The sequence below is a fragment of the Cystobacter fuscus genome, from assembly GCF_044360685.1.
GTDB classification, from domain to species: domain Bacteria; phylum Myxococcota; class Myxococcia; order Myxococcales; family Myxococcaceae; genus Cystobacter; species Cystobacter fuscus_C.
On sequence record NZ_CP043491.1, the window covers coordinates 2,308,710 to 2,333,581 of the forward strand.

Annotated in this window: 19 protein-coding genes; 5 read left to right on the forward strand and 14 right to left on the reverse strand. The window is 69.3% G+C overall.

Translation table 11 applies throughout. From position 1 onward, the window contains the following. Positions 1 to 91: 91 nt before the first annotated feature. Positions 92 to 844 carry a glucose 1-dehydrogenase gene (locus F0U63_RS09570; protein ID WP_395845585.1) on the reverse strand — a complete coding sequence of 251 codons (753 nt, stop codon included), beginning with the start codon at positions 842 to 844 and terminating at the stop codon, positions 92 to 94. Between the two features lie 177 nt (positions 845 to 1,021). Here F0U63_RS09570 and F0U63_RS09575 point away from each other — a divergent pair, with 177 nt between their 5' ends. Beyond that, complete coding sequence (locus F0U63_RS09575; RefSeq protein ID WP_395845586.1) at positions 1,022 to 1,483, forward strand: MmpS family transport accessory protein; 462 nt, start codon at positions 1,022 to 1,024, stop codon at positions 1,481 to 1,483. Between the two features lie 66 nt (positions 1,484 to 1,549). On the opposite strand, the gene F0U63_RS09580 is transcribed toward F0U63_RS09575, so the two are convergent. Further along, complete coding sequence (locus tag F0U63_RS09580; RefSeq protein WP_395845587.1) at positions 1,550 to 2,431, reverse strand: pectate lyase; 882 nt, start codon at positions 2,429 to 2,431, stop codon at positions 1,550 to 1,552. Positions 2,432 to 3,023: 592 nt separating this feature from the next. Beyond that, positions 3,024 to 4,019, reverse strand: a complete 996-nt coding sequence (locus F0U63_RS09585) for a lipin/Ned1/Smp2 family protein (protein WP_395845588.1) — start codon at positions 4,017 to 4,019, stop codon at positions 3,024 to 3,026. Between the two features lie 219 nt (positions 4,020 to 4,238). On the opposite strand from F0U63_RS09585, the gene F0U63_RS09590 reads away from it, so the two are divergent. After that, on the forward strand, positions 4,239 to 6,143 hold the full coding sequence (locus tag F0U63_RS09590; protein ID WP_395845589.1) for a glycoside hydrolase family 3 N-terminal domain-containing protein: 1,905 nt from the start codon (positions 4,239 to 4,241) through the stop codon (positions 6,141 to 6,143). Positions 6,144 to 6,162: 19 nt separating this feature from the next. On the opposite strand, the gene F0U63_RS09595 is transcribed toward F0U63_RS09590, so the two are convergent. From F0U63_RS09595 to F0U63_RS09605, 3 genes are all read right to left on the reverse strand, one after another. Continuing rightward, entirely contained in the window at positions 6,163 to 6,717 is a 555-nt protein-coding gene (locus F0U63_RS09595; RefSeq protein WP_395845590.1) for a hemerythrin domain-containing protein, read from the reverse strand. A 46-nt stretch (positions 6,718 to 6,763) separates the two neighbouring features. Beyond that, complete coding sequence (gene uvsE, locus F0U63_RS09600) at positions 6,764 to 7,702, reverse strand: UV DNA damage repair endonuclease UvsE (RefSeq protein WP_395845591.1); 939 nt, start codon at positions 7,700 to 7,702, stop codon at positions 6,764 to 6,766. Between the two features lie 140 nt (positions 7,703 to 7,842). Continuing rightward, positions 7,843 to 9,450, reverse strand: a complete 1,608-nt coding sequence (locus F0U63_RS09605; RefSeq protein WP_395845592.1) for a protein kinase — start codon at positions 9,448 to 9,450, stop codon at positions 7,843 to 7,845. 357 nt (positions 9,451 to 9,807) lie between these two features. Between F0U63_RS09605 and F0U63_RS09610 the strand changes: the two genes are divergently transcribed. Further along, positions 9,808 to 12,453: a response regulator gene (locus F0U63_RS09610; RefSeq protein WP_395845593.1), complete on the forward strand. Its 2,646-nt coding sequence runs from the start codon at positions 9,808 to 9,810 to the stop codon at positions 12,451 to 12,453. Between the two features lie 54 nt (positions 12,454 to 12,507). Here F0U63_RS09610 and F0U63_RS09615 read toward each other — a convergent pair whose 3' ends face one another. The 8 genes from F0U63_RS09615 to F0U63_RS09650 form a co-directional block, all read right to left on the reverse strand. Further along, on the reverse strand, positions 12,508 to 13,401 hold the full coding sequence (locus F0U63_RS09615) for a sigma-70 family RNA polymerase sigma factor (protein WP_395845594.1): 894 nt from the start codon (positions 13,399 to 13,401) through the stop codon (positions 12,508 to 12,510). Beyond that, positions 13,398 to 16,520 (reverse strand): tetratricopeptide repeat protein, encoded by a 3,123-nt coding sequence (locus F0U63_RS09620; protein WP_395845595.1) that lies wholly within the window; start codon positions 16,518 to 16,520, stop codon positions 13,398 to 13,400. Before F0U63_RS09620 ends, F0U63_RS09615 begins: the two co-directional genes overlap by 4 nt. A gap of 70 nt (positions 16,521 to 16,590) precedes the next feature. After that, the gene (locus F0U63_RS09625) at positions 16,591 to 17,115 is read right to left on the reverse strand and encodes a hypothetical protein (RefSeq protein WP_395845596.1); all 525 of its coding nucleotides are present in this window, start codon (positions 17,113 to 17,115) and stop codon (positions 16,591 to 16,593) included. A 65-nt stretch (positions 17,116 to 17,180) separates the two neighbouring features. After that, positions 17,181 to 18,179: a HEAT repeat domain-containing protein gene (locus tag F0U63_RS09630; RefSeq protein WP_395845597.1), complete on the reverse strand. Its 999-nt coding sequence runs from the start codon at positions 18,177 to 18,179 to the stop codon at positions 17,181 to 17,183. Positions 18,180 to 18,195: 16 nt separating this feature from the next. Next, a complete protein-coding gene (locus F0U63_RS09635) occupies positions 18,196 to 19,380 on the reverse strand; it encodes a hypothetical protein (protein WP_395845598.1) in 1,185 nt (394 codons plus the stop codon). A gap of 125 nt (positions 19,381 to 19,505) precedes the next feature. Then, a complete protein-coding gene (locus tag F0U63_RS09640) occupies positions 19,506 to 21,362 on the reverse strand; it encodes a nitrogen regulation protein NR(II) (protein ID WP_395845599.1) in 1,857 nt (618 codons plus the stop codon). Between the two features lie 47 nt (positions 21,363 to 21,409). Then, a complete protein-coding gene (locus F0U63_RS09645; RefSeq protein WP_395845600.1) occupies positions 21,410 to 23,065 on the reverse strand; it encodes a hypothetical protein in 1,656 nt (551 codons plus the stop codon). Further along, on the reverse strand, positions 23,062 to 23,883 hold the full coding sequence (locus tag F0U63_RS09650) for an ABC transporter ATP-binding protein (protein WP_395845601.1): 822 nt from the start codon (positions 23,881 to 23,883) through the stop codon (positions 23,062 to 23,064). Before F0U63_RS09650 ends, F0U63_RS09645 begins: the two co-directional genes overlap by 4 nt. A gap of 213 nt (positions 23,884 to 24,096) precedes the next feature. Here F0U63_RS09650 and F0U63_RS09655 point away from each other — a divergent pair, with 213 nt between their 5' ends. Beyond that, positions 24,097 to 24,333 (forward strand): bacterioferritin-associated ferredoxin, encoded by a 237-nt coding sequence (locus F0U63_RS09655; RefSeq protein WP_395845602.1) that lies wholly within the window; start codon positions 24,097 to 24,099, stop codon positions 24,331 to 24,333. Beyond that, positions 24,330 to 24,806, forward strand: a complete 477-nt coding sequence (gene bfr / locus F0U63_RS09660) for a bacterioferritin (protein WP_395845603.1) — start codon at positions 24,330 to 24,332, stop codon at positions 24,804 to 24,806. The genes F0U63_RS09655 and bfr overlap by 4 nt, the downstream gene beginning before the upstream one ends. Positions 24,807 to 24,872: the final 66 nt, after the last annotated feature.

Here is a 24,872-nt window from a genome sequence, read left to right on the forward strand (position 1 = left end):
CGATTCATACGGCCATGCCGTTGTCGGGTTCACCCCGGTGCCGAGTCGCTCCTGGAGTGCGGCCAGGGCTTCACTGGCTGGGCCGCGTGCCCTACCGGGCCGTATACCCGCCGTCGATGGTGAGCGCCGTGCCGGTGATGTACGTCGCCCAGTCGGACAGCAGGAATAGCACGGGCCGGGCCACCTCCTCCGAGCGGGCCGAGCGCTGCATGGGCACGCCCGAGATGAAGGCATTGAAGACCGGATCTCCATGCTCCAGGTGGCTCCAGAGCTCCGTCTCGATCGGGCCGGGCAGCACCGCGTTCACGCGGATGCCCTCCGTCGCGTAGTCGAGCGCCGCGGCCTTGGTCATGCCCAGCAGCGCATGCTTGGCCGACACATAGGCGCCGAAGGTGGGCCCCGCCACGTGCGAGAGGATGGAGGCGCAGTTGACGATGGCGCCGCCGCCGCTCTTCTTCATGACGGGGATTTCATGGCGCATGCAGAGCAGGGCGGAGTCCAGGTTGACCGACATGAGCTGGCGGTACTCGGCCGGCGGGATGTCGGCGATCTTGCCGAGAGGGCCGGGGATGCCGGCGTTGTTGAAGGCGCCATCCAGTCTGCCGTACTCGGCGACGGTGCGCATGACGAGCGCTTCGACCTCGGACTCCCGCGTCACGTCCGTGCGGACGAAGAGCGCCTGACCTCCCTGGGCGCGGATGCGGCCCACCACCTCCTCACCCTTGTCGACGCGGCGTCCCGCGACCACTACCCGGGCTCCCTGTCGGGCCGCCTCCACGGCGGTGGCGGAACCAATGCCAGACGTGGCGCCGGTGACGATGATGACCTTGTTCTCGAGCAGCATGGCTTCCCTCTCCCATGGCGCGGAGCCACGGAAAGGGGCTTCCCCGTGCCTGGGGGAGGGATGCTGGGCGGCGGGGCCCACATGTGTCAAGTCGCGAACATCCGGGTCGGGAATCAGTGATAGAGGGGTCCCCTGGCTTCGTGCACGCACTCGCGCGTGCCTTGCTCGGGGAGACTCATGCACTCACGTTCTTTCGCTCGTACAGTCCTCGCGGTGGCAGGTGTTGCACTGGCCTCATGTGGGGCGCCGGCCCCGGAGGAGACTCCTCCCAAGGACTGTGCCAAGGAGACCACTACCTATCTGATTCCCACGTCCGTGTCGGCGCCCATGGGCTACGCCGTGAAGTACGAGGTCATCGGAAGCGGAGCGGGTACGATCACGAAGATTACCTACCTCGACGGCTCTTCCACCCCGGTGGTGGTGGAGAATCCGACCTTGCCGTGGACGAAGACCGTCACCGTCTTCCCCAAGGGGAACGTGCGCATCGGGATGGAAGGCTCGGTGACCAACGGCCGCTTCGAAATGAAGTACAACGTTACGCTGAACTCCACGTCCACGCCGGATGAGGGCGACTACGTCCTGGTGTCAGCCAGCAGTGTGTGTGAGCAGCACATCAGCTCGAGCACGAGCACGAACTGATCGTCTCAACGGCAGTGGGGCCCTGACGAAATCCATCAGGGCCCCACAGGCATCAACCGGGTGTCGTTACCAGCTCTGCACGTTGCTCTGGCTCAGGCGGCAGGTCGGGGTGTTCCACTGGCTCTTGCCATCGTTGACCTTTGTCGACTCGCCCTTGTGATCCGTGACGCCGATGAACTCCGTGCAGATCTTCGGCTTGTCCTTCGAGGCGTTGTAGCCGCCCTTCACGAAGAGGTTGGTGATCGCGACCGTATCGCCGTAGTTCTGGTTCGCACCCGCGAGGGCCGACTTGATGTTCTCGACCTTGACGTTGTCGAGGATGAGGTTGCGCGGGCCGCCGTTGGCCGTGCAGTCACCGCAGGAGCGCCAGAGCTTGCCGAAATCGCTGATGTAGGAGTTCTTGATGATGGTCTTGGAGTTGCCCTTGGCGTTGTGCTGGAAGACCTTGTCGGTGGCGTGCAGGGCGATGACATGGTTGAGCGTCATCGTCGCCCCGTCCTTGCTGTTCGTCGCCGCGTCCTCGCAGACATCCTCCCAGTAGACGTAGTCGAGCGTGCAGTTGCCCAGACAGACGATTCCATTACCGCCGGCGGTCCCGCCCGCGATGATGAGGTTCTTGACCGTGACTCCGTCCTCGACCTCGAACACCGTCGGCTGGCCTTCGCCGTCACAGGACTTGCTGCTCTTCACGCCGATCTTCTTGTTGGCGAAGTCGTAGACGTTCGAGCCACCGTTGGCGGCGTTCTTCAACCGGGTCGTGCTGCTCCGGATCTCGCCAGCCGAGCCGTTGCTGGGCGTCGGGATGGTGGTCGCGATGGTCTCCAGCGCGCCGGTCTGCTCGCTCAGAAGTTCCTCTTCCGCCGTCATTCCTCCGTCCAGGCACCCGGTTCCGAAAACTCCCATCGCGAGCAGCAGGGCAGGGGTACGCAGTGTCTTGGGGGTGAGCATGCTTTGCATCTCCTTGTGGTCCGGCGGTTTGAACTGATGACGCACTCGGCCAAATTTCACGCGCGGTGAGGTGCGCGGTGGCCCTGGTCGAGGAGGGCTTCGATTCGCGGAATCAGCGAAATCATCTGTATACCGGGCAAAGGTGGAATTCAATGGGAAAACGTTTTCGTGCACTGCGTCAGTAAAGGGGAATGAGGGGCGCTTTCCTTTTCAGGTGGACCGCCGATGGGGTGGACATGCGTCATCGGCGGCAGTGATTGCCTGCCGTTGTCAGGAATCTGTTCGCATCTCCGGACCTGCAACCCGGGGGACGTACAAGTGGGGGCCATCCCGCCCGCTCGGAGACCTTGGGTGGGAGGGCCTCTCGTGTTCGACGCGCCATGGGGCCGGTGAGGCCTTGGCTCAAGTCAATGGAGTGGGCTTCCAACAGGAGCGCCAGGTCTGGCGGCTTGACGGTGTCGCATTCATGCGCACCTTGGCCTCGAAGGAACGGAAAACGTTTTCCAGGAGGCGGTATGTGCCGGTGCCACTGGAACATCCGGGGGGCGGCGTTCCCCCCGGATGACGGGCTCACGGCGTGGGGGCTTCCCGGCTAACGGGGAGTGCACCCGGCGCCGGGCGTGGAGGCCACGACCGTGTTGAGGTGCTGGAGATAGTCATTGCGGATGGGCATGGTGCCCGCGCTCCCCGCGTGCTCGCCGATGATATAGGTCTCGGACTTGGGCAGGCCCACGGCCGCGTAGGCGCCGATGTCCGTGGTCGCGTTGCCGTACACGCGGACGATGTCGAGCCCGACATCCTCGAGCAGGTAGGTGAGATAGTCGGTCTTGTATTGCTCGGTGTCCGGCGGGATGGGACCGTCCCCGTAGGGATTGGTGTGCACGTGCCCCTCGAGCAGGCCCTGGTAATCAATCCACTCGCGCGTGTCCTTGGCCACCCAGTAGGGCCGGGCCGTCAGGTAGACGATCTGGTAGCCCAGGGCCGCGTAGCTGTTCACCACGTCGACGGCATGCGCGTAGGCCTGGGCCGTGCTGACGCCCAGGTAGTCGCCGACCGCTTCGAAGTCATTGAGCGTCAAGGTGCCATCGATGTCGAACAGGACGGTCTTGCGGCCCGGCTCCACCACGGAGACGAAGCCGGTGGCCGAGCTGAGATCGCCCTCGACGATCATCTTCACCCGGTACTCGCCCACCGGGCGGGTGAGGGGCACGTAGACCTTGCCATCCGAGTCCGTGCGGTACTTGCCGACGTACTCCCAGCCCGGCGTGAGGGTTCCCATGAGGTAGACATGGACGTCCTCGTCCTCGAGGTCCTTGTGGAAGACGCCGCCGTAGTCGAACTTGCCCACGACCGTGGCCGGGGTTCCCACGGGGACGAGCTGGTCATGCACCATGTGATAGGGTGGATTCGTCCAGGACAGGATCTGACTGCCCGAGTGCCGGAAGCTCTTGCGCGCCGGGCCCTGGAGCGCCGGGGGATTGCTGACCGAGGCATAGTCCGGGCAGGTGAGCTGCGCGGACGCGGAAGCGGGAATGGCACACAGAATCCAGAGCATCAACGACAGCCGCTGGGTCACGGTTCGTGTCACGAGGAACTCCTGGGTGGGGGGTCTGGCTCGAGCGGAACAGGCACTGCCCGAGGCCGGTCCGCCTCTTACCCTCGACGCGGAGGGACGTCCCCCAACATCTCGCGTCATGGCACTATCAGACATAACGCCATGCGTCATCATGACGGACGGCGTGTTCTCGTTTCGAATATGTTACAAAAATGTCGGTACACCAAATTCTAGACGTGGGTGATATCGGGTATGGGATTGTTGACGTCTCAGGTGGAACTCGGGGGGAGGGGAGTTGGCTTCCTCGTCAAGGAGGGCCTTCGGTTCAAGGATTTGAACAAGAATGGCCAGGTCGAGGTCTACGAGGACTGGCGGCGGACTCCTGAAGAGCGGGCGAGAGATCTCATCGGCCGGATGACGCTGCGGGAAAAAGCGGGCGTCATGATGCATGGAACGGCTCCCACCCAGAAGACGGAGGGCGTCGACCGTTATGACAGGGCACTCGCCACCCGGATGATCTCGGAGCAAGGGGTCAACAGCTTCATCACGAGGCTGGAGGGCACGGCCCGGTTCCTCGCCGAGGAGAACAACGCGTTGCAGGAGATCGCGGAGGCGACGCGCCTGGGCATTCCGGCCACCATCAGCACGGACCCCCGCAACCACTTTCAATTCACGTTGGGCGCCAGTGTCGCCGCGGGGAGCTTCTCCCAGTGGCCGGAGGCGCTCGGGTTCGCGGCCATTGGGGACGAGGCCCTGGTGCGGCGCTTCGGAGACATCGCCCGGCGGGAGTACCGCGCGGTCGGTATCCAGGAAGCACTCTCTCCGCAGGCCGATCTCGCCACCGAGCCGCGCTGGGCCCGCGTCCATGGAACCTTCGGCGAGGATGCGGGCCTCGCCAGGAAGCTCGTGCGGGCCTACATCGAGGGCTTCCAGGACGGCGGCAACGGCATCGGCCAGGGCAGCGTGGTGGCCGTCGTGAAGCATTGGGCCGGCTACGGCGCCGCGAAGGATGGCTTCGACAGCCACAATGCCTACGGCCAATACGCGGTGTTCCCGGGCAACAACTTCGAGTACCACCTCAAGCCCTTCGAGGGCGCGTTCGCCGCGAAGACCGGCGGGGTGATGCCGACCTACTCCATCCTCCAAGGTGTCACCTTGAATGGCCGGCCCCTGGAGCAGGTGGGCGGGGGCTTCAACAAGCAGCTCCTGACGGAGTTGCTGCGAGGCCAGTATGGTTTCGACGGCGTCATCCTCTCGGACTGGGCCATCACCAACGATTGTGATGAGGCGTGCCGTCATGGCGCGCCTCCCGGGCAGACGCCCTCCTTCGTGGGATTTGGAACTCCCTGGGGCGTGGAGCACCTGTCCAGGGTGGAGCGCTTCGCCAAGGGCGTGGACGCGGGGCTGGATCAGTTCGGGGGCGTCGATGACTCCGACGCGCTCGTGGAAGCGGTCAACGCCGGCCTCGTGTCCGAGGCGCGCCTGGATGAGTCGGTGTACCGGATCCTGCTGCAGAAGTTCCAGCAGGGTCTGTTCGAGAACCCCTTCGTCGAGGTGGAGCGGGCGGGCGAGGTGGTGGGCGACTCCGCCTTCCAGGACGAGGCGACGGAGGCCCAGCGGCGCTCACTCGTCCTGTTGGAGAACAAGGACAAGCTGCTCCCGCTGGGTGCCCACATCCGCAAGGTCTACCTCCATGGCATCGAGGGTGCCGTCGCCGCCAGCTATGGTCTGACGGTCGTCAACACCCCCGAGGAGGCGGATGTCGCGATCATGCGGACGGTGACCCCGTTCGAGACGCTCCATCCCCAGTACGTGTTCGGGCTCCGGCAACACGAAGGCAACCTTTCCTTCGAGGCGGGCAACGCCGATTATGAAGCCATCCAGCGCGTGAGCGCCCGGGTGCCCACCATCGTCACGGTCTATCTGGACCGCCCGGCGATCCTGACGAACGTGAAGGACAAGGTCAGCGCCCTGCTCGGCAACTTCGGCGTGAGCGATTCCGCGCTGTTCGATGTCCTGACGGGGAAGGCCTCACCCCAGGGCAAGCTGCCCTTCGAGCTGCCCTCGTCGATGGCGGAAGTGGAGGCGGGGCGCTCGGACATGCCGCACGACACGGCCCATCCGCTGTACCCCCTCTTCTTCGGGCTGAGTTACTGAGCATCCGCCCGGTGGCGGCCTATTGAGGCGCGCGGCGCCACCGGGCGAGCAGTTCCCGCATCCTGTCCACGAAGAAGAGCGGGATGCCCGCGAGCAGGTTGCCCGGCGGCCGGCGCGGAATCCCAGGATGGGCCCGCTTGGGCGCACCCCTCTTCGCGATGGCCCAGGTGGTGCCCAGCCGCGTCAACTCCTCCTGGCCGAGGCGCTGCTCCAGCGCGACCAACAGACGATCCTCCTCGTTGCGGACGTCCGCGTGCAGCAACGGGAAGAGTTCCCGGGCGCGCACCTCGAAGCCGGCCTCACCCGGCTCGAACGCCTCCAGCTCCTTCATGAGTTCGTTGATGCGCTGGTGCTGTGATTCGAGCTCCGACGTGATGGCCTCCGCCGAAGCGAGCACCCGGCGCGAGAACGGGAAGAGCACCGTCTCTTCCGCGAAGGCGTGGGTCGTGACCAGGTTCAGGATCTCTCTGTACGTGTCCCGGCGCCCGATCGGCGTGGCGCGCTCGTAGCGTTGCAGCAGCTCGTCGAGAAGCATGTGGTCACGCTTCTGTAGCTCGATGATCGTGTCGCTCATGCCGTCTCCACGGTTGTCCCCGGCGCATCGGTGCGTACCGGGAGAGTCAGGTTGGAACCGCTTCGCCGGTGGTGGCCCGGCCCACCGATGTGGCTTCCCGGCGCAGGGCGAAGAGCGCCAGATCCTTCTCCTTGGCCTCCAGCATCAGGTCCGCCGGTCCATCCAGCGCCGCCACCACCGCCCGGAAGTCCTCCGGGTCCACACGGTCCGCGTGTGCTCCCGGCCTGCCCTCCGGCTTCTGGCTCGCCAGGTGGAACTTGGGCCGCAAGTCCAATACCCGCCACGAGGCCGCTGACTCGCGCAGCAGTTGCTCCAGCGGCCACTCCGGCTCCGAGGGCTTGATGGCGTGGTGCAGGTTGTCCGCGAGCCAGGGCAGTCCCTGCTCCCGGGCCAGTGGGGCGACCTCGCGCGCGCTCCAGATCTTGTCGTCATGCTCGAGGACGATCCGATTGCGCAGCGCCTCGGGCATGGCGTCCAGCATGCGGCGCGCGTTGTCCAACGCCTCGGGCCGGCTCGGCGCGGCCCCTCCGAGATGGAGGACCACGCGCGCCTCGGGCCCCTGGCCGAGCAGATCCAACACGCGGGCGCTGTAGCGCAGCTCGGCGAGCGCGGCGTCACGCACCCGCTGGTGCACGGACGTCAGCGAGGCCGCCGCGGGCGAGGGGTGCAGGGACAGGCGCTGGCGCGAGCGCCGCGCGATGCGCCCCAGGCGCTCGAAGTTGCTCGCCCGGGTCCGCCACCACGGCAGCGTGTTGACGGGATGCGAGCCGAACGGGATGAGCGACGAGCCGATCCGGAACAGCTCGATGCCATGGGCCTCGTTGAAGAGGAGTATCTGCTCGAGCTCGGAGAGGTTCAGCTCGATGAGCTCCTCCAGTCGATGGGGGGTGGCACTGGCGAGCCGGCACGTGTGGCTCGCTCCCAGGCCGAGCGAGAGGCAGTTGGCCACATAGCCGAGACGGTAGGTCGAGAGTCCTTCTTGCACCCCTCTAGGATTCGTCCGGAGGGGCGGCCCGCCCAGGCTCGCTGAACCCGGCGGACAGGCGGCCGGGCTTGCCAGGACTCGCTCCCTCCGCTGCTCCACGCGTGCACGACGGGTCAGGACCCGTGGGGCGTGGCGAGCCCTCAGCGCTGGGCGTTCATCTTCCGCAGCAGTCTGGCCGCCCGGTCACGGACGTTGGCGTAGGGGTCCGAGTTCGCCGCCTCCTCGAGGAAGGGCGCCGCGGGGGCCCCCACTTCGCGGGCGAGGAAGTCCGCGCATCTCGTGTGGAAGCCATCGCTCACCAGGCAGCGGATGACATTGCGGATGAGCTTCGCGTCCGTGCGGTAGGCCTCGTTGTTGCGGATGGCCGCTCCATAGGAGGCCAGTCCATCCGCCCAGCGGAGGTTGTCGAAGTTGACGTGCCCCTCCAGATAGGGGGCGTAGGCGCTCCGGGGGTACTGCGCGCGCAGGCTGGCGAGCGCACGGAGCGACTGATCCCTTCGCCTCTCCCCCTCCTTCACCCAGCGTTCGATCTGCTCGATGTTGGGCAGGTCCTCGGCCGGGACGCTCTCCTCCTGGACGGAGAAGTCGGCCCTGTCGCCGGAAGTGGTCGGAGGGCCCTTCGCGGCGGAAGGCGCGTTCGTCCGCCAGAGGAGCGCCGTGCCGAGGCCGACCAGGAGCACGCCCGCGGCCCCCACGGCCAGCATCGGCCGTTTGCCCCGGGCGGGCAGGGGTGTTCGCGGCTCGGGCGCCGTCTTCGGTGGGGGCCGGCTGGACACGGTGGCCTCGTGGCCCGAGGACGGGGCGGGCCGGCTGGACACGGTGGCCTCGTGGCCCGAGGACGGGGCGGGCGTGTGCGCCTTCACCCGGGGTGCTTCGGGCGAGGAGCCCAGGTCCGGGAGCGCGTCCAGCGCGGCGGCGAAGTCCTCGGCCGACGGGAAGCGGTCTCCAGGCCGTTTCGCCATCGCCTTGCGGACCACCGCCTCCAGCTCCTGGGAGAACCCCGCTCCGGGCTGGATGCTGCCCAGGGTGGGGGGCGCGTCCTCCTGGTGCTGGCGCATCACCTCCGTCATGCGCTCGCTGTCGAAGGGCTTGGCGCCGGTGAGCAGTTCGAAGAGGAGCACGCCGACGGCGTACAGGTCCGTCCGGGCATCGATCTCCCCGGCGCGGATCTGCTCGGGGGCCATGTAGCTGGGCGTGCCCACGGCCAGGCCCGTGGTCAGGCCCGAGACCGTGTCGCGCAGCTTCGCCAGCCCGAAGTCGAGGATGCGGATCTGATCGCCCAGCCCCGTGGCCTCGGCCAGGATGAGGTTGTCCGGCTTGATGTCCCGGTGGACGATGTTCTGGGCATGGGCGTGGGCCAGCCCCGCGAGCACCTGCCGCACGATGCCCAGCGCTCGCTTCACCGGCAGGGGTCCGCTCTCGCGCAGCAGCGTGCGCAGGGGCTGTCCCGTGACGAAGTCCATCACCATGAAGGGGGCGCCGTCCTGCACGCCGAAGTCGATGACCGAGACGCAGCATGGGTGGGACAGCCGACTCATGGCCTGCGCTTCGATCTGGAAGCGCCGCTGGAAGCTCTGCTCCGCCGCCATCCAGGAGTGGAGGAACTTGATGGCCACGGCCCGGCCGAGCTCGATGCGCTCGCCGCGGTACACCACCCCCATGCCTCCCGCGGAGAGCCGCTGGAGGATCCGGTAGCGATCCTGCAAGACAGTGCCAATACGGGGGTCGACGACAGCGGTTGATTCCATGGTGCTTGGAGGGGAGCCTATCAGGCTTGTTCCCTTCGCGGGTGGGCGGTCAAGGTTCGCGAAGGGCCTGGAGCGTGTTTGTCTTTGCCTGGGAAGCCGAGCGGCCCCGCTCTCCGCCCGTGGGGAGCGGGCGTATTCCCCGCGCTGGGAGCGTATGAAGGGACTGCTGTCCACCGGGCAGGCGGGTCAACTTTCAGACTGTCGACACTTGGGGATCATCCCATTTCACGGGAGATTTCCACCAGTGGGATTCTTACCCGGTGCGCCGTTTGTCGTGAGACGAATATCCTGGATGCACTAAGCACACGGTCGCGCCCCCAGGCCAGGGAGCACTGGGGCGCCATCACCTGGTTCCGCATGTCCGACATGATCGATTCCCAGAAACTGTTCGACTCCGCCCCCGCTCCGCTCATGGTCCTGGATCGGGAACTGAAGTATGTCGCGGCCAACCAGGCCTACCTGCGGGCTACGTCGCTACGGCGTGACGAGATCATCGGGCGCAACCTCTTCGAGGTGCTCCCCCAGGACTCGGACGCCGCGGACCCCGACGGCGCGGGGAAGCTCCGGGAGTCCCTCGAGCGCGTGCTCGCCAGTCGCATGCCGGACCTGCTCGCGATGGCGGTCCAGCCCATCGCCCGTCCTGGCGAGGGGGGCCCCGTGCTCGAGAAGCGCGTGTGGACCTACTCCCACAAGCCCCTGCTGGATTCCACGGGCAACGTGGCCTTCATCCTCCAGCACGCCGTGGACGTCACGGATCTGCGCACCGCGGATGGCGCGACCGGCGCCAAGGGGCAGCGGCTGGAAGGGGTGTCCGGGGAGCAGCTCGCTTCCCTCCTCGGTCAGGCGTGGACCGTCCAGGAGAACAACAAGGAGCTGGACTACGAGCGCCGCTATCTCCGCCAGCTGATCGATCTGCTTCCCGGGGTCGTGGGGGTCCTGCGCGGGCCTGACTACGTCTTCGACATGATGAACGCCAACTACCTGCCCTACGTTGGCTTCCGGGACGTCATCGGCCTGCCGCTGCTCAAGGCGCGGCCGGAGCTCACGGGCAACGAGTCCATCTTCGACATGCTCCGGCGGGTGTTCCACCAGGGCGAGACGATCTCCGTGAAGGGCTTCGATCTCTCCATCCGCCTGAAGAAGGATGGGCCGATCGAGAACCTCGTCGTGGACTTCGAGTACCGGCCCGTGCGCGTGTCGGGCGGTCCCGTCATGGCCGTCCTCATCTATGGCCAGGACGTCACCGAGAAGGCGAAGGCCGAGGCCCAGGTGCGCCACTACCAGGAGCACCTGGAGCAGTTGGTGCGCGAGCGCACCCGCGCGCTCGAGGAGAGCGAGGCCGAGCGGCGCAAGACCGAGGAGCAGCTGCGCCAGTCCCAGAAGATGGAGGCGGTGGGCAAGCTCACCGGCGGCGTGGCGCACGGCTTCAACAACCTGCTGCAGGTCATCGCCGGCAACCTCCAGCTCTTGCAGCGCGACGTGGGGGGCAACGAGCGCGCCCTGCATCGCGTGCAGACGGCCACCCGCGCCGTGGAGCGCGGCGCCAAGCTCGCCTCCCAGTTGCTCTCCTTCGCGCGCCGCCAGCCGCTCCAGCCGATCGTCGTCAACCTGAGCCGGCTGGTGCGCGGCATGGACGATCTGCTGCGCCGCACGCTGGGCGAGGACGTGGAGCTGGAGACCGTCACCGCCGGCGGGCTGTGGAACACGGCCATCGATCCCAACCAGCTCGAGAACGTCATCCTCAACCTGGCCATCAATGCCCGGGACGCGATGAGCAACAACGGCAAGCTGACGATCGAGGTCAGCAATGCCGTGCTCGATGATCGCTACTGCCGGATGCACCCCGAGGTGCTCGCCGGCCAGTACGTGTTGCTGGCCGTGTCGGACACCGGCAGCGGCATGACGCCGGAGGTGATGGAGCGCGCCTTCGAGCCGTTCTTCACCACCAAGCCCGAGGGCCGTGGCACCGGCCTGGGCCTGAGCATGGTGTACGGCTTCGTCAAGCAGAGTGGGGGCCACATCAAGCTCTACAGCGAGCTGGGGCATGGCACGACCATCAAGCTCTACATGCCCCGCGCGGTGGAGGCCGAGTCGATGGACGCCCAGGTCATCACCGGCCCCATCGAGGGCGGCTCGGAGACCATCCTGGTGGTGGAGGACGATCCCGAGGTGCGCACCACGGTGGTGGAGATGGTGAGCGAGCTGGGCTACCGCGTGCTCAAGGCCGTGGACGCGCAGAGCGCGCTGGTGATTCTCCAGAGCGGTGTGCCCATCGAGCTGTTGTTCACCGACGTGGTGATGCCCGGTCCGGTGCGCAGCCCCGAGCTGGCCAAGCAGGCCAAGGCGCTCCACCCGGACATCGAGGTGCTCTTCACCTCGGGCTACACGGAGAACGCCATCGTCCATGGCGGACGGTTGGATCCGGGCGTGCAGTTGCTGAGCAAGCCCTACAGCCGGGATGACCTGGCCCGCAAGCTGAGGCAGTTGCTCAACGGCCGCCAGCAGCGCCTGGCGGTCCGCGGCGCCGCCCGCCCGGTGCCCACGTTCCCCGCGTCTCCGTCCCCCGCGTCCCTCTCCCCCGCGGCTTCCTCTCCCAAGGCCCCTTCGCCCGAGCGTGCTCCCGCGCCCGCCGCGTCGCGCCGGCTGCGCGTGCTGCTGGTGGAGGACGACGAGGACGTGCGCTCCTCGGCGTGCGAGCTGATGGACTTGCTGGGCCACGAGGTGCTGGCGGTCACCAGCGCCGAGGAGGCCAAGGGCGCGATGGCCGCCAGCGGCTTCGACGTGTTGTTCACGGACGTGACGCTGCCCGGAGCGTCGGGTGTGGACCTGGCGCGCGAGGTGGCGGGCCGCAAGACGGGCATCAAGATCATCCTCGCCTCGGGCCATGGCCACGTGGCGCTGCCCCGGGGAGAGGCGCCGCTGGAGGGTGTGGTGGTGCTGCCCAAGCCCTACGGGCTGCCGCAGATCCAGGCGGCGCTGGAGCAGGCGGTGGCCCTGCCTTGAGCCACCCCCTCCGGCTCTGGCGGCCCGGATGCGGCCGCCAGGCCCGGAGGCCCTTCAGTCCATCAACCCACCGAGGTTGAGATCCAACCGGCTGCGCACGAGGCCGAGCAGGCTCTCCAGCTCGCGGCCCTCGAGCTTCAACCGGGCCGCCAGCTCGTGGCGGGTGAGCCGCAGCAGCCGCTCGCGCGCCTGGGCCACGTGGCGCGCGATGCTGGAGCGTGACTCTCCATACATCGTCGCGAGCCGGTCCATGGTGAGGCCATGCAGGTGGTGCATGCGCAGCAGGGCACGCTCGCGCTCGGGCAGGGCCGCCAGCGCGGCACGCAGCGCCAGGGAGAACGCTTCGGAGGAGTCGGCGCGCAGCACCTCGCGCTCCGGGTTGTCCGGGGCCAGCAACTGCTCGAGCGCCTCGGGGGGCTCGGAGAAGAGCTCCTGGCGTCCACTCTGGTTGGACATCGCGCCGACCAGGCGCGCGGCGACGATGCGCACCCAGGCGCTCAGGGGGCCCCGGCCCGCGTAGTCGGCGATGCGCGGCGGCGCTCCCCCCACGCCCAGCAGCAGCCGCTGGCGCAACATCTGGAGCACCTCGTCCCGGGTGGCGGCCGGCAGCGAGCCAAGGCGCGCGGGCACCTTGCGCAGCACGTGCTGCTCGAAGGCGAGCAGGGCCTGGGGCTCGCCCTCGGCACAGGCGCACGCCAGATAGAGGTCGGCCGCGTGGAGCTGTCGCAGCGCGTCCTCGGGCGCCCCGGGGGGAGGCAGGTGCCGGGCCAGGTGGCGCAGGAAGGACCCCGGGGCGAGCTTCACCGTGGGCCAGGCCCCTTCTCCCGCGGCGAGGTGTCCCGCGAGCAGCGCCTCCAGTCCGGGCCACTCCCGGAGCCAGTCACGGCGATCCTCGGGGGCGTGCGCCAGCAGTACCCGGGTGAGGGGAGCGTCCTCTGCGCTCGTCATCGGGTGCCCCCTCGCTCGGCCAGCAGGGCGTGCCGGGCCCGCCATTCCATCAGCGCGCGGTGCTCCACGCGGGCACGCGTCCCCAGCGCTTCCAGCTGGCTCCGGGCCTCCTCCAGCAGGGCGGCCACGCGTGTCCTCTCCTCGGCGGTGCCGTGCTGGAGCGCCCGGGCCAGGAGGAAGGACGCCCAGGCCGCGTCCAGCTTGTCCCCGGGGGCCCGCTCGTGGATGTGCCGGGCGCGCTCGAGTAGCGGCACCGCCCGCTCGGGGGCCCCGAACTCCAGGTGGGCCTCGCCGAGACAGGCGAGGTCCAACGCCACGTCCGGGCTCTGCTCGCCCTGGGCCGGCTCGTCGAGCTCGAGGGCGCGCTGGCAGCGCACGAGCCCCTCCCGGGGGGCTCCCGAGCGCAGGTTCACGATGCCCAGCTCGCGCATCACGCCCGTGAGCACCGCGCTGTCCGGGCCGTTCGCCTTCTCCAGCAGGCGCAGGGCGCGCGTGAGGTGCTCGCGCGCCAGGGCGGGGCGGCCCGCGCGCAGGTGGACGGCGGCGAGGGTGCGCAGCGGCAGCTCGGCGCGCGGGGTGTCCGGACCCATGCCGCGTTGGATGCGCTCGAGGGCTTGCTGGGCGTAGCCGAGCGCCTTGTCGAGGTTCTGCTCGTCGTAGGCCACCATGCCCAGCCCGCCGAGCGCGGTGATGGTGTGGGGATGGTCCAGGCCCTTGGCGCGCTCGAAGATGGCGAGCGCGCGCTCGAAGTACCGCCGGGACTCCTCCAGCCGGCCCGCCTGCCGCAGCAGGACGGCCAGGTTGTTGATCGGCGCGGCGAGGCTCGGGTGGTCCGGAGAGCGCGCCGCCTCCAGCAGGGACAGGGCGCGGCGGAAGGTGGCGAGCGCCTCCTCGGGCCGGCCCTGTTGCTGCAACTGGGTGGCGATGTTGTTGAGGTTGAGCGCGAGGGTGGGGTGATCCGGTCCCCACATCCGCTCGCGCAGCTCCTGGGCCTGGCGGAAGAGCGCCAGGGCTTCCGCGCCGCGCATCTGCCGCGAGCGCACCCGCCCCAGTCCGGCCAGCAGGTACGAGGTGCGCAGGCTCTCCGGGCCCAGGGTCCGGCGCGACAGCTCCAGTCCCTGGGTGAACTCCGCCTCCGCCTCGTCCAGCTTGCCCTGCACCAGCAGGAGCCCGCCCATGCGCAGGTTCAGGTCCGTGGCGAGCGCCGGGACGCGCTCGCGCCCCAGCCGCTCCAGGGCGGCCCGGGCGTGATGGACGATGCGGTTGGCCTCGTCCATGCGCGCCATCTGGTCCCCCACCACCCACAGCAGGAGGTTCCACGCGCGCGCCACCATCTCGTCATCGCGCCCGGCCTCGGCGGCCCACACGGCGCGGTAGAGGAGCTCCTCCGCCTCCTTGGTCTTGCCGAGCAGGCCGAGCAGCTGCCCGTGCTGGGCGAGCACCTCGGCCTCCAGGGGGCGGAAGTCGAGCCCCTCGATGTCCTTCAAGAGCGCGGTGGTGACCTCGAGGCCGGAGGCGTGGTTGCCGATCTCCAGGCGGGCACGGGCCTCGGCGAGGCGGCGGCGCGCGGCGTCCACCCGGGGGCGCAAGGCGTCGGGAGGTTGGGGCCGGGTGGCGACCTGGGGGACTTCCATGCACCCGGCGAGTCCCTCGAGCGAGGCCACCATCTGGGGCGCGTTCTGCACCGTCTGGGCGTCCGCCTTCTCCAACACGTTGGTGACGGCGGCGAAGTGCCACAGCCGGGTGTCGAGGCAGGCCGTCTTCAGCCACGCGGTGTGGTAGTCGTCCCGGGTCGCCGCCAGGCAGGACTCGGTGCGCAGCGTGCGCCAGGTGGCGGCGTGGGCATCCAGCGCGCGGGAGACGGCCTCCCAGGCGGCGGCGGCGTAGGGCTTGCCGGTGGCGAGGAAGGCCTCGCGCACGTGCTCGCGCCGCTCGGGGCTCCAGGCGGCGGCGAGCTTCTCCGTCTCCTGCTCGCAGCGCACCTCGCGCCGGTGGGCCGCCACGTAGCCCAGGGACACGCCCAGCAGGCTGGCGGCGACGGCGGAGGCGGCCACCCACGTCCGCACGCGCTGGGTGGCGGGAGCGAGCTGGGCCAGCAGCGCCTCCATGGAGGGGTGCCGCTCGCCGGGCGAGGCCTTCAGGCCCCGCCGCACCGCGCGCCGCACCCGGGCGGGCACCTTCGACTCGCCGCCGGGTGGACGCAGCCGCTCCTCGAGCATGGCCTGGTGCAGCTCCTCGAGCGTCTTGCCCTCGAAGGGCCGCACGCCGTGGAGCGCCTCGTGCAGCGCCACGCAGAAGCTGAACTGGTCCGACAGCGCGTCCGCGCTCTGTCCGGCGAACTGCTCGGGAGCCATGTAGGCCGGCGTGCCCAGCAGCGCGCCCGTCCGGGTGAGTGGAGAGCGGACGTCGTCGGGCCCCCGGGCGGAAGACAGGGGGCCGGAGTCCTCCTCGGGCGTGGGCTCCCGCTCGGCGCTGCGCGCCAGCCCGAAGTCCGTGACGCGCACGCGGCCGTCCCGGCCCACGAGGACGTTGGCGGGCTTGAAGTCGCGATGGACGAGGCCCGCCGCGTGCGCCGCCGCCAGCCCCCGTCCCGCGTCGACGAAGACGCGCAGCACCTCGGACCAGGGGCGCGGCTGCTTCAGCCACTCCGCCAGCGTGCAGCCCTCCACCAGCTCCATGGCCAGGAAGACGACCTGGTCGCACACGCCCACGTCGTGCACCGCGACGACGTGCGGGTGGGACAGCCGGGCCAGCGCCTGGGCCTCGCGCAGCAGCCGCTGCCGCAGTTCCTCCACGTGCCGGCCCTCCGAGCGCAGCAGCTTGAGGGCCACCTGCCGCTCCAGCTCGGGATCATGCGCCGCGTACACCTCGCCCATGGAGCCCCGGCCGATGCGCCCGAGCACCACGTAGCGCGCGAGCCGGGCTCCCGGGGCCAGGGGCGTGTCCGCTTCCTCCTTCGGCGCGCCCGGAGAAGAACTGGCTCCCAGGGCCACCTGCCGCTGGCACCCCTCGCACCCATCCACGTGCGCGAGCACCCGTGTCCGGTCTGCCTCCGCGAGCATCCCCGCGAGGAAGTCACTCAGCGTCGTCTCGTCCGGACACGTCGGAGGGGTAGTCACGTCCTCCTAGGAGTACAACTTTTCCTGGTTCCTGGGAAATCTCCCTCGGGATGCCAGCTCCCCGCGCTCGCTACCCAACGGTGCCGACGACCTCGTCCCGGTCCAGGTACTCGCCCTTGACCGTGCCGGAGTACCAGGACGTGCTGTTGGTGCCGCTCTTGTCGTACTGCATGTGGGTGTGGGGGCCGGTGACGTTGCCCGTGCCGCCCTCGTCGCCGATCTGGCACCGGTCACACGTCTTGTCCTTGGACGTGGTGGACACGTAGAGGAAGTGCCACTGGCGGAAGGTGTAGCCGTTGGCGAAGGTGTGCTTCACCTCGTTCTGGTTGCCGCTGCCGTTGCCGTAGCAGACCTTCTCGGTGGTGCGGATGGTGACGTTCCAGTAGAGCGAGGCCTTCACGGCCGTCTCGACGCCCCAGTAGCCGCAGGCGTTGGGGCTGGAGAGGTCCACCGCGCCGTGGAAGGAGCCGCTCGAGTAGTAGGTGGTGGCCGTCACGGTGCCCGGGAAGGGCGCGCCCACGGAGTAGGCGGTCGCGGCCGTGGGCAGCAGGGCCAGGGTCATCAGGGAGGCCAGGGTCGTCTTCAGGTTGCGCATCGGGGTTCCTCTCGGGCCGGTTGTCCGGCCCCCGGGGGGAGGGTGCTGCTGTGCTGGGGTGCTGCTCATCGAGCCTGAGACAACCGCTGCTTCGCGCTCAGGATCAGGCTCCACTCCTGAAGGTTCATGTTCAGCACGCGCGTCCACGCGTCGACTTCCGGCGCCAGGCGCGGATCCACGTCGCGCAGGCGCTGCAACTCGGGCACCGCGCTGGAGAAGCCGAGCCGGGCGATGCCCGCGAGCATGGCCTTGCGCGCCTGGGGGTCCGTCTCGGCGCGGTACTGGGCGCTGATCGCTTGGCGCGCGCTGGCCATCTCCGCCGCGGGCACTCCGCCGAGCGCGGTGCTCGCCGCCGCGCGCACCTCCGCGGAGTCGCTGCCGAGCAGTTGCTCGAGCTTGCGCGCCGAGTCGGCGCTCACCTCGCCCGTCATGAGGTTGCCGAGAATCCGGGCCGTCACCTTGGGATCCGACGAGGCCGCCGCCGCCGCCACCGCGGTGTCCGCCGCCTGGGCATGGCGCCCGCCGTACACCTCGAGGTTGTCCGTGACGAGGTTGGTGGCGGCCTCCTGGCGCACCTCGGGGGAGGGGTCGCGCACCAGGCGCTCGTACATGTCGCCCGTGCGCTCCAGCGCGCCCGTCTGCCGCATGGCCCGGACGGTGGCGGCGCGCAGGGCCGGGTCGCGGTCGTTCAGGGCGCGCTGGGCCACCTGCTCCAGCGACGTGTCCTCCAGGCCCCGCTCGGTGCGCGCGACGAGGGCGGCCGCGAGGTGCTCGACCATGACCGGGTCGTACTCGCGCTCGAAGGCCGCGCGCAGCTCCTCCAGGGGCAGCGTGGTGGCGGACTCGCGCAAGAGCGTGCGCAGGTAGCGCTTGTAGGCCTCGGACTTCGAGCCGAGCCCGCGGCGGATCTGATCCATCAGGCCCTCCACCGAGCACGTCTCGCCCCGGAGCGCGGGGGCCTCGGCTGGAGGGGTGGACGTCTGCGCGGGCGCGAGGGCCGGGGCGAGCAGGCTCAGGCCGAGCACCAGGGCGGACAGCGGGTTCTTGCGAGGCGCGAGTGTCATGGGAAGTCTCCGGGCCTCAGCCGTCATGGTGATCCATGCAGCCATGGGGATCCTGCGAGGGCAGGCTGAACCAGATGCGCTCGTAGTCGATGATGCCGCTGGCGTAGAGCCGCTCGAAGTCCTGGTAGTCGCCCTGGAAGCGGGGATCCGCGAGGGCCATGTTCGCCATGACGGGCAGCGCGTCCTTGCCGGCGGCGCGGGCGGAGAAGCGGAAGAGGGCCCAGCGCACGCACAGATCGCGCTCGGTGGCGAAGGCCCGGGCGTAGATGTCCAGCACCTGGGCCTTGTCCTGAGCGAGCGATAGATCGTGCGCGGCCACCTGCCGCACCTCACCGCTGCCTTCGGTGGTGAGCACCTGGGCCAGACGCGAGACGGCCTGCGTGTCGAGCGGGGCGTCGGCGTGCATCTCCATCTCGAGCGCGAGGTAGCGCACCGGCTCGTCCAGCGACTCGGTGCCGATGGTGAGCAGCTTGTCGAGGTAGGGCTTGACGTTGCCCGTGCGCTCGAAGTCCTGCTTCATCACCCGGCCGATGGCGCGCGTGGTGACCCAGCCCGCCTCGCCCGAGGCGGCGTCCTTGGCGAAGTGGCTGAGCCGCTCGAGCTGCGCGGGCTCGAGCCGGGGCAGCTTCTGCAGTCCGTCGAGGAACCCCGCGCGCCGTCCCAGGTCGAGCTTCTCGTCGAGCCCCAGGGTCATCAATTGCTCGACGACCCGGGGCTTGAGCAGCGCCGGAGCGCCCCGGACGCCCGCCAGGAACAGCTTGAACTCCCCAGGGGAGGCCTCGCGCGCCCAGTCGAGCACCTCGAGTGCCCGGCCCTCGTCCTCGCCGATGAGCTCGGCGAGGCGCTCCTTGAGGTAGGCGAGCACGTGCGGATCTTTCGAGGCGAGCAGGGGCCCGGCCCAGTCCCGGAACGTGCCGAGCGTCACCGACTCGTTGAAGCGCTCCAGGTCCTGCCAGCAGGTGGTCTTGGAGAAGCGGGGGGCCTTCTCCTGGGGCGGCTCGGCTCCGCCCGGGCCCGAGCTGGAGCCGGAGGCCGCACGGGCCGTGTTCGCCGAGGGCACGCGGGGGGTGGGGGCCCCGGCCGCTCCGGACGCGTCGCCCTGTTGCTCGGCGCCTCGGGTGAGCAGCGCCACGGCCGAGAGCAGGGCCGCGGCGCCGAGCGCGACCGCGATCGTCGGACCGCGCCGGGAGGGCGGACTCACCGGGGCGGGCCCGGAGCGAGGGGGAGCATCAGGGGTCATGGCGTGCCAGGTGCGGGGTTGCACTGACTACGAGCGACCGCCCGGCACACCATCCCAGGAAAAATTAAAAAATTATTACAAACTGATTATCCCGCCATTTCCCGAGGACGCAGGGGCAGCTCGATGGTGAAGGTGGCGCCCTGGCCTCGCCCGGCGCTGTCGCAGCTCAGCCGTCCATCCATCTCCTGCGCCGCCAGGGCGCTGGCGTGCAGCCCGAAGCCGTGGCCGTCCTTCTTCGTGGTGAAGCCATGCTCGAACATGCGCTGCATGTGCTCCGGGGCGATGCCCACCCCGTTATCGCTCACCTCGATGCGCAGCCGCTCGTCCCCGCCCTTGCGCACGCGCAGTGCGAGCAGCTTCGCGTCCCGTCCGCTCTCCAGCAGGGCGTGCCGGGCGTTGGTGAGCAGGTTCACCAGGATCTGCAGCAGCTTGTGCCTGTCGAGCGGCACCTGGGGCAGCTCGTCGTACTCGCGCTGGATGCGGATGCCCAGCCGCTCGAAGGACGTGGCGTGCAGGCGCAGCGCGTCGTCGATGAGCTCCACCACGGAGATGGGCTCCACCTGGCCGCGGGAGCGGGCGTGCTCCTGTTGCAGGGTCACCACGGCCTTGATGTGCTCCATGTTGCGGATGAGCCGCTGCATCTCCTCATGCATCGTCGCGTGTTCCTGGCTCAGGTGCTGGGTGATGGAGGCGAGGTACTCGGGGAGCTGGCGGCCCCGGGCGTCGCCCGAGAGGAAGGCGGGCAGGTCGTTCACGTGCTCCTTCATCAGGTCCACGGCGCGCGACAGCATGCGCAGGCGGGAGCCGCGCAACTGCTCGCTGACGAGCGAGGCGGAGACGTTGACGCTGTTGAGCGCGTTGCCCACGTTGTGCAGCACGCCCGTGGCCATCTCCGCCATGCCGGCCCGGCGCGAGGCCTCCACCAGGCCGCGGTGCAGCTCGTCCAGCCGGGCCTCGGCCCGCTTGCGCTCCCGGATGTCGCGTCCGAAGAGCGTCACGCCCACGCCCTGTCCGTGCTCGTCCAGGATGGGGTTGAGCGACATGTCCATGTCCAGGATTTCGTTGTTGGCCAGGGGGTAGGCGATCTCGCGGCGGAAGGGTTTGCCCTGGCGCACCAGGGCCAGGGTCTTCCGCCAGTTCTCCCGGATCTCGGGCGAGGCGCGCTCGGCCAGCGTGTCGCCCGGGCGCGGTTCCCGTCCATAGGCATCGCGGAAGCGCCGTCTCGCGGCGGAGTTGATGGTGACGATGCGGTCCTGCGCGTCCAGTGAGCACACGATGTCGTCCGTGCTCTCCAGGAGGCTGGCCAGCTTGCGCTCGCTGTCGCGGACCGCGGCGTTCGCCGCATCGCGCGCGGAGCTGAACAACGCGCTCAGCGCCCAGGTGAGCACCAGGACGATGATGTCGATCACCCCGTTCATCCAGCTGTGAAGCTCGTAGAAGATCGGATGGTGGGTGCCGAAGCCCGACATGTAGAGCGGGTGGAGCACCCCCACGTTGACGCAGAAGATGACGGTGAACAGCAGGCCCGTGCGGATTCCCACCAGATAGACCGCGAGCACGGGGACGAGCGCGATCGCGGAGGGTGCGCTCTCATGGGGCGAGGTCAAGCCCGGCGTGGTCACGATGTAGGTGAGCACCGAGAACGAGGCGGTGAACAGGCCGCACGCCAGCAGCGCGGGAAGACGGGGCGAGGTCCGTCCGCGCATGAACATCAGCAGTGACACCCAACCCACCGACATCACCAGTCCGAACACCACGGGCCACTTCGCGGAGGAGAGCAGTGGCCCCGCCACCACGTTCATCAGGGAGACGAGCAACAGGATGAGCTTGGTGCCGACCAACACCCGGAAGCGTCCGAGTTCCTCGGGAGGCAGGCGGCGCTGCTCCCGGGTGAGGAACATGTCCAGTTGTCCGAGTATCCACGCGTGTGGCCCTTGACTCATGGCCGTGAAGTCTAACGTGGAGTCTGGTCCGGGCAGGAATTGGGGGGTTACTCCCGGGTGACGGCGCGCAGCACCCCTTCCTTGCGTTGCTCGAGCAGCCGCAGGCCGAGCGGGAGCAGCGCGCGGTAGAGCGCCCCATTGAGCGCGGCGCACAGGGCGAGCAGGGCCAGGGTCCGTCCCTCGGGGCCCGTCGTCCCGGTGGAGCGCAGGGCCCAGACGAAGGGGGCGCAGCCCACGCTCGCCGCGCCGATGCCCAGCAGGGAGGCGGTGAGCGGCAGCTTGTCCCGGCGCTTGAGGCTCGCGTGGAACTTCACCGGGAAGAACAGGGACAGGAAGTTGCCCGCGGTGAGGATCACCGGAATCACCGCCAGGACGGCCGCCATGGCGCACAGGAAGTCCAGCGCCGAGCCGCGGCCGAAATACACCCGGTAGAAGATGCCCACCCCCAGCGCCATGCCGCCCGCCGCCAGGCCCTGCACCCGGTTCTTCGCCCGGAGCACGTCGCCCAGCTCCACCGGCGCCGCGAGCAGCAGGGCGAGCCCATGTCCGTCATAGGCGAACGTGTTCTGCGAGAACGTGGAGGCCATGACCACCGCGCCGTAGATGCACAGGCCGCCCATCAGCCAGGCATCCGCGCTCGCGCCGAGCGCGAACTCGGCCAGGGCGCGCGCGGAGGTGAGCTTCATGAGGATGGCCAGCACGAAGGGCACGGCGGCGAGCAGCCGGGCGCGGGGGTTGCGCCACAGATCCAGGGCCTCGCGCGCGAGCAGCGTGGTGAAGCGGGTGCGCGTGTGGGCGAAGGGATCGCTGTCGCCGGCCTCCTTGACCGCCGGGCCCGCGCGGCCCACGCCCCGGTGGAAGCGCAGGAGCAGCGCGTAGGCGAGCGCCATGCCCAGGAAGGTGAAGACGAGCATGCCCAGCCCATCGGCCAGGGCGTGGCGCGTGGAGCCGTAGGTGAGCTGAAGGAGCGCGTCGCCGAAGAGGCCCGAGGGGACGCGGCCGAGCGCGAGCGTGGCGTCGACGATGAGGGCCATGTCCAGCTTGTCCACGCCGCCCTCGCCCACGGCGGTGAGCCACGAGGTGTCGATGGGGGGAATGAACGAGGCGGCGGTGAGGAAGAGCACGAAGCCGCCGCCGAGCAGCTGGGCACTGTTCTTCGCGCGCAGCACGTTGAGCACCAGGTGCAGCCCCACCCGGCTCCAGGCGGCGTTGAGCAGGGCGAAGAGCACGTAGAGCACCAGGGCGAGCGGCCCGTGGCGCACCGGGTGCACCGAGGCGTAGCCGAGCGCCGCTCCCGTCAGGGGCGCGTAGAAGACGAGCGCGCGCGGCTCCAGGAGGCTCGCGCCCGTGGAGGCGAGGAGCAGGCGCAGGGGGGAGATGGGGAAGGGGGCGTAGCGGCCCAGCTCCGAGTGGTCATCCACGCCCGCGCTCATCAGTGGCCACGCCACCCAGACCGCCGAGGTGACGAAGCACAGCAGGTTGAGGATGAAGAAGGGCCAGACGCCGTCCTGGGCCACGCCCGGCAGGCGCATGAGCCCGTAGAACGTCATGCCCAGGCCCCAGGCGGGGGCGCTCGACAGGAGGAAGGCGCCCACCGCGAGCAGACGGCTGCCGCCCCGGCCCTGGTTGAGTCCGAGGTTGAGGCGCAGGCCCCACAGCAACCACAGGTGGCGCAAGAGCCCCGGCGCGGTGGGGCGGCTCACGCGGAACCCCGGCGCAGCGCCACTTCGGGCACCTCGGGCGCCTCTCCATAGAAGGACAGCCTCGCGTTGCGCGCGGCCGGCACGGAGATGAGCTTCTCGAACACGGCCTCCAGCGAGGGCGCGCCGTGGCGCTCCTTCAATTGCTCCACCGTGCCCTCGTCCACCATCTTCCCGCCGCGGATGACGCCCGCGTGCGTGGCCAGCCGCTCGGCGATCTCCAGCACGTGCGTGGTGAGCAGCAGCGTCACCCCGCGACGGCTCAGCTCGCGCAACAGCTCGCGGATGACGCCCGCGGCCAGCACGTCGATGCCCTCGAAGGGCTCGTCCAGCAGCACCAGCTCCGGTGCATGGATGAGCGCCGCGGCGATCGCCAGCCGCCGCCGCATGCCCTTGGAGTACTCGGCCACCAGCGCGCCCGCCTTGTACGTGAGCTCGGTGAGCTCGAGCAGCTCCGCCGCCCGTGCCGCCGCCTCGTCGCCCGCCAGCCCGTACATTCGCCCGCAGAAGGTGAGGTATTGCCGCCCGCTCAGCCGCTCGAAGAGGCTCAGCTCCTCGGGCACCACGCCGATGTGGCGTTTGATCTCCAGGGGCCTCGCCACCGCGTCCACGCCCAGCAGCTGGATGTGTCCGGCGTCGGGCGCGTACACGCCGGTGAGCAGCGCGATGGTGGTGGACTTGCCCGCCCCGTTGGGCCCGAGGAACGCATAGAAGGCGCCTCGCGGGATGTTCAGGTCCATGCCTTGCAGCGCGGTGAAGCCGCCAAAGCGCTTCACGAGCCCACGGGCGTCGACGGCCAGATCAGGGGGAGGGGGTGCCATGCGCGAGCCCATGATCTCATCCGACGCCTGCTCCCGTTGACAATCCCCCCTCTGGCCCGCTCCACCCACCTGGGCCCACCCGCCGAGGGGTGCCCCGCCCCGGGCGTCCGGCCGAGCTTTCGGGGGTGACTTGACCAGAACGTTTTTGAAACCTATTCTCATTATCACTTCGACCGCCGCGAGCCGCGGCCTTCACCGTTTCGAGCCTCTCCTATGATCGTTTGCCTGTGCCGTGCTGTTTCGGACCGGACCATTCGTGCCCGCATCTCCGAGGGAGCCCACACAGTCGAGGAGCTGGGGTCGGCCTGTGGGGCGGGGACAGGGTGCGGTGGTTGTCATGATCAGCTCACCCAGCTCATCGGCGAGGCCCGTCAGTCCAACACCGTGCGGCCCGCGTGCCGCGAGAGTTGTGCCGCGTCGACCCTGAGGGTAGCGTCCGTGGCCCTATGAAAGGCCATCCCCAGGTCATCGACCTGCTCAACGACGTCCTGACGACCGAGCTGACGGCGATCAACGAGTACTTCCTGCACGCGCGTATCGCCCAGAACTGGGGCTATGAGCGCATTGGCAAGAAGATCTACGAAGAGTCGATCGGCGAGATGAAGCACGCGGACAGGCTCGTCAAGCGCATCCTCTTCCTGGAGGGACTGCCGAACCTGCAGCGCCTGGCCAAGGTGAACGTGGGCGAGAGCATCCCGGAGATGCTCCGTCTGGACCTGGCCCTGGAGCAGGGCTCGCAGAAGCGCCTCAACGAGGGCATCGAGCTGTGCCGCTCGCTGGCGGACAACGGCAGCCGGGAAGTGCTCGAGCGCATCCTCGAGGACACCGAGGAGCACATCGACTGGATCGAGGCCCAGCTCGAGCTCATCAAGCAGGTGGGTGAGACGAACTACCTGGCCCAGCAGATCAAGAAGGAAAGCTGAGCGCGCCGCCTCCCGCTCTTCCCGGGGGGGAGGGGAGTGTGGGGGGCGGACCGCGTCCGGTCCGTG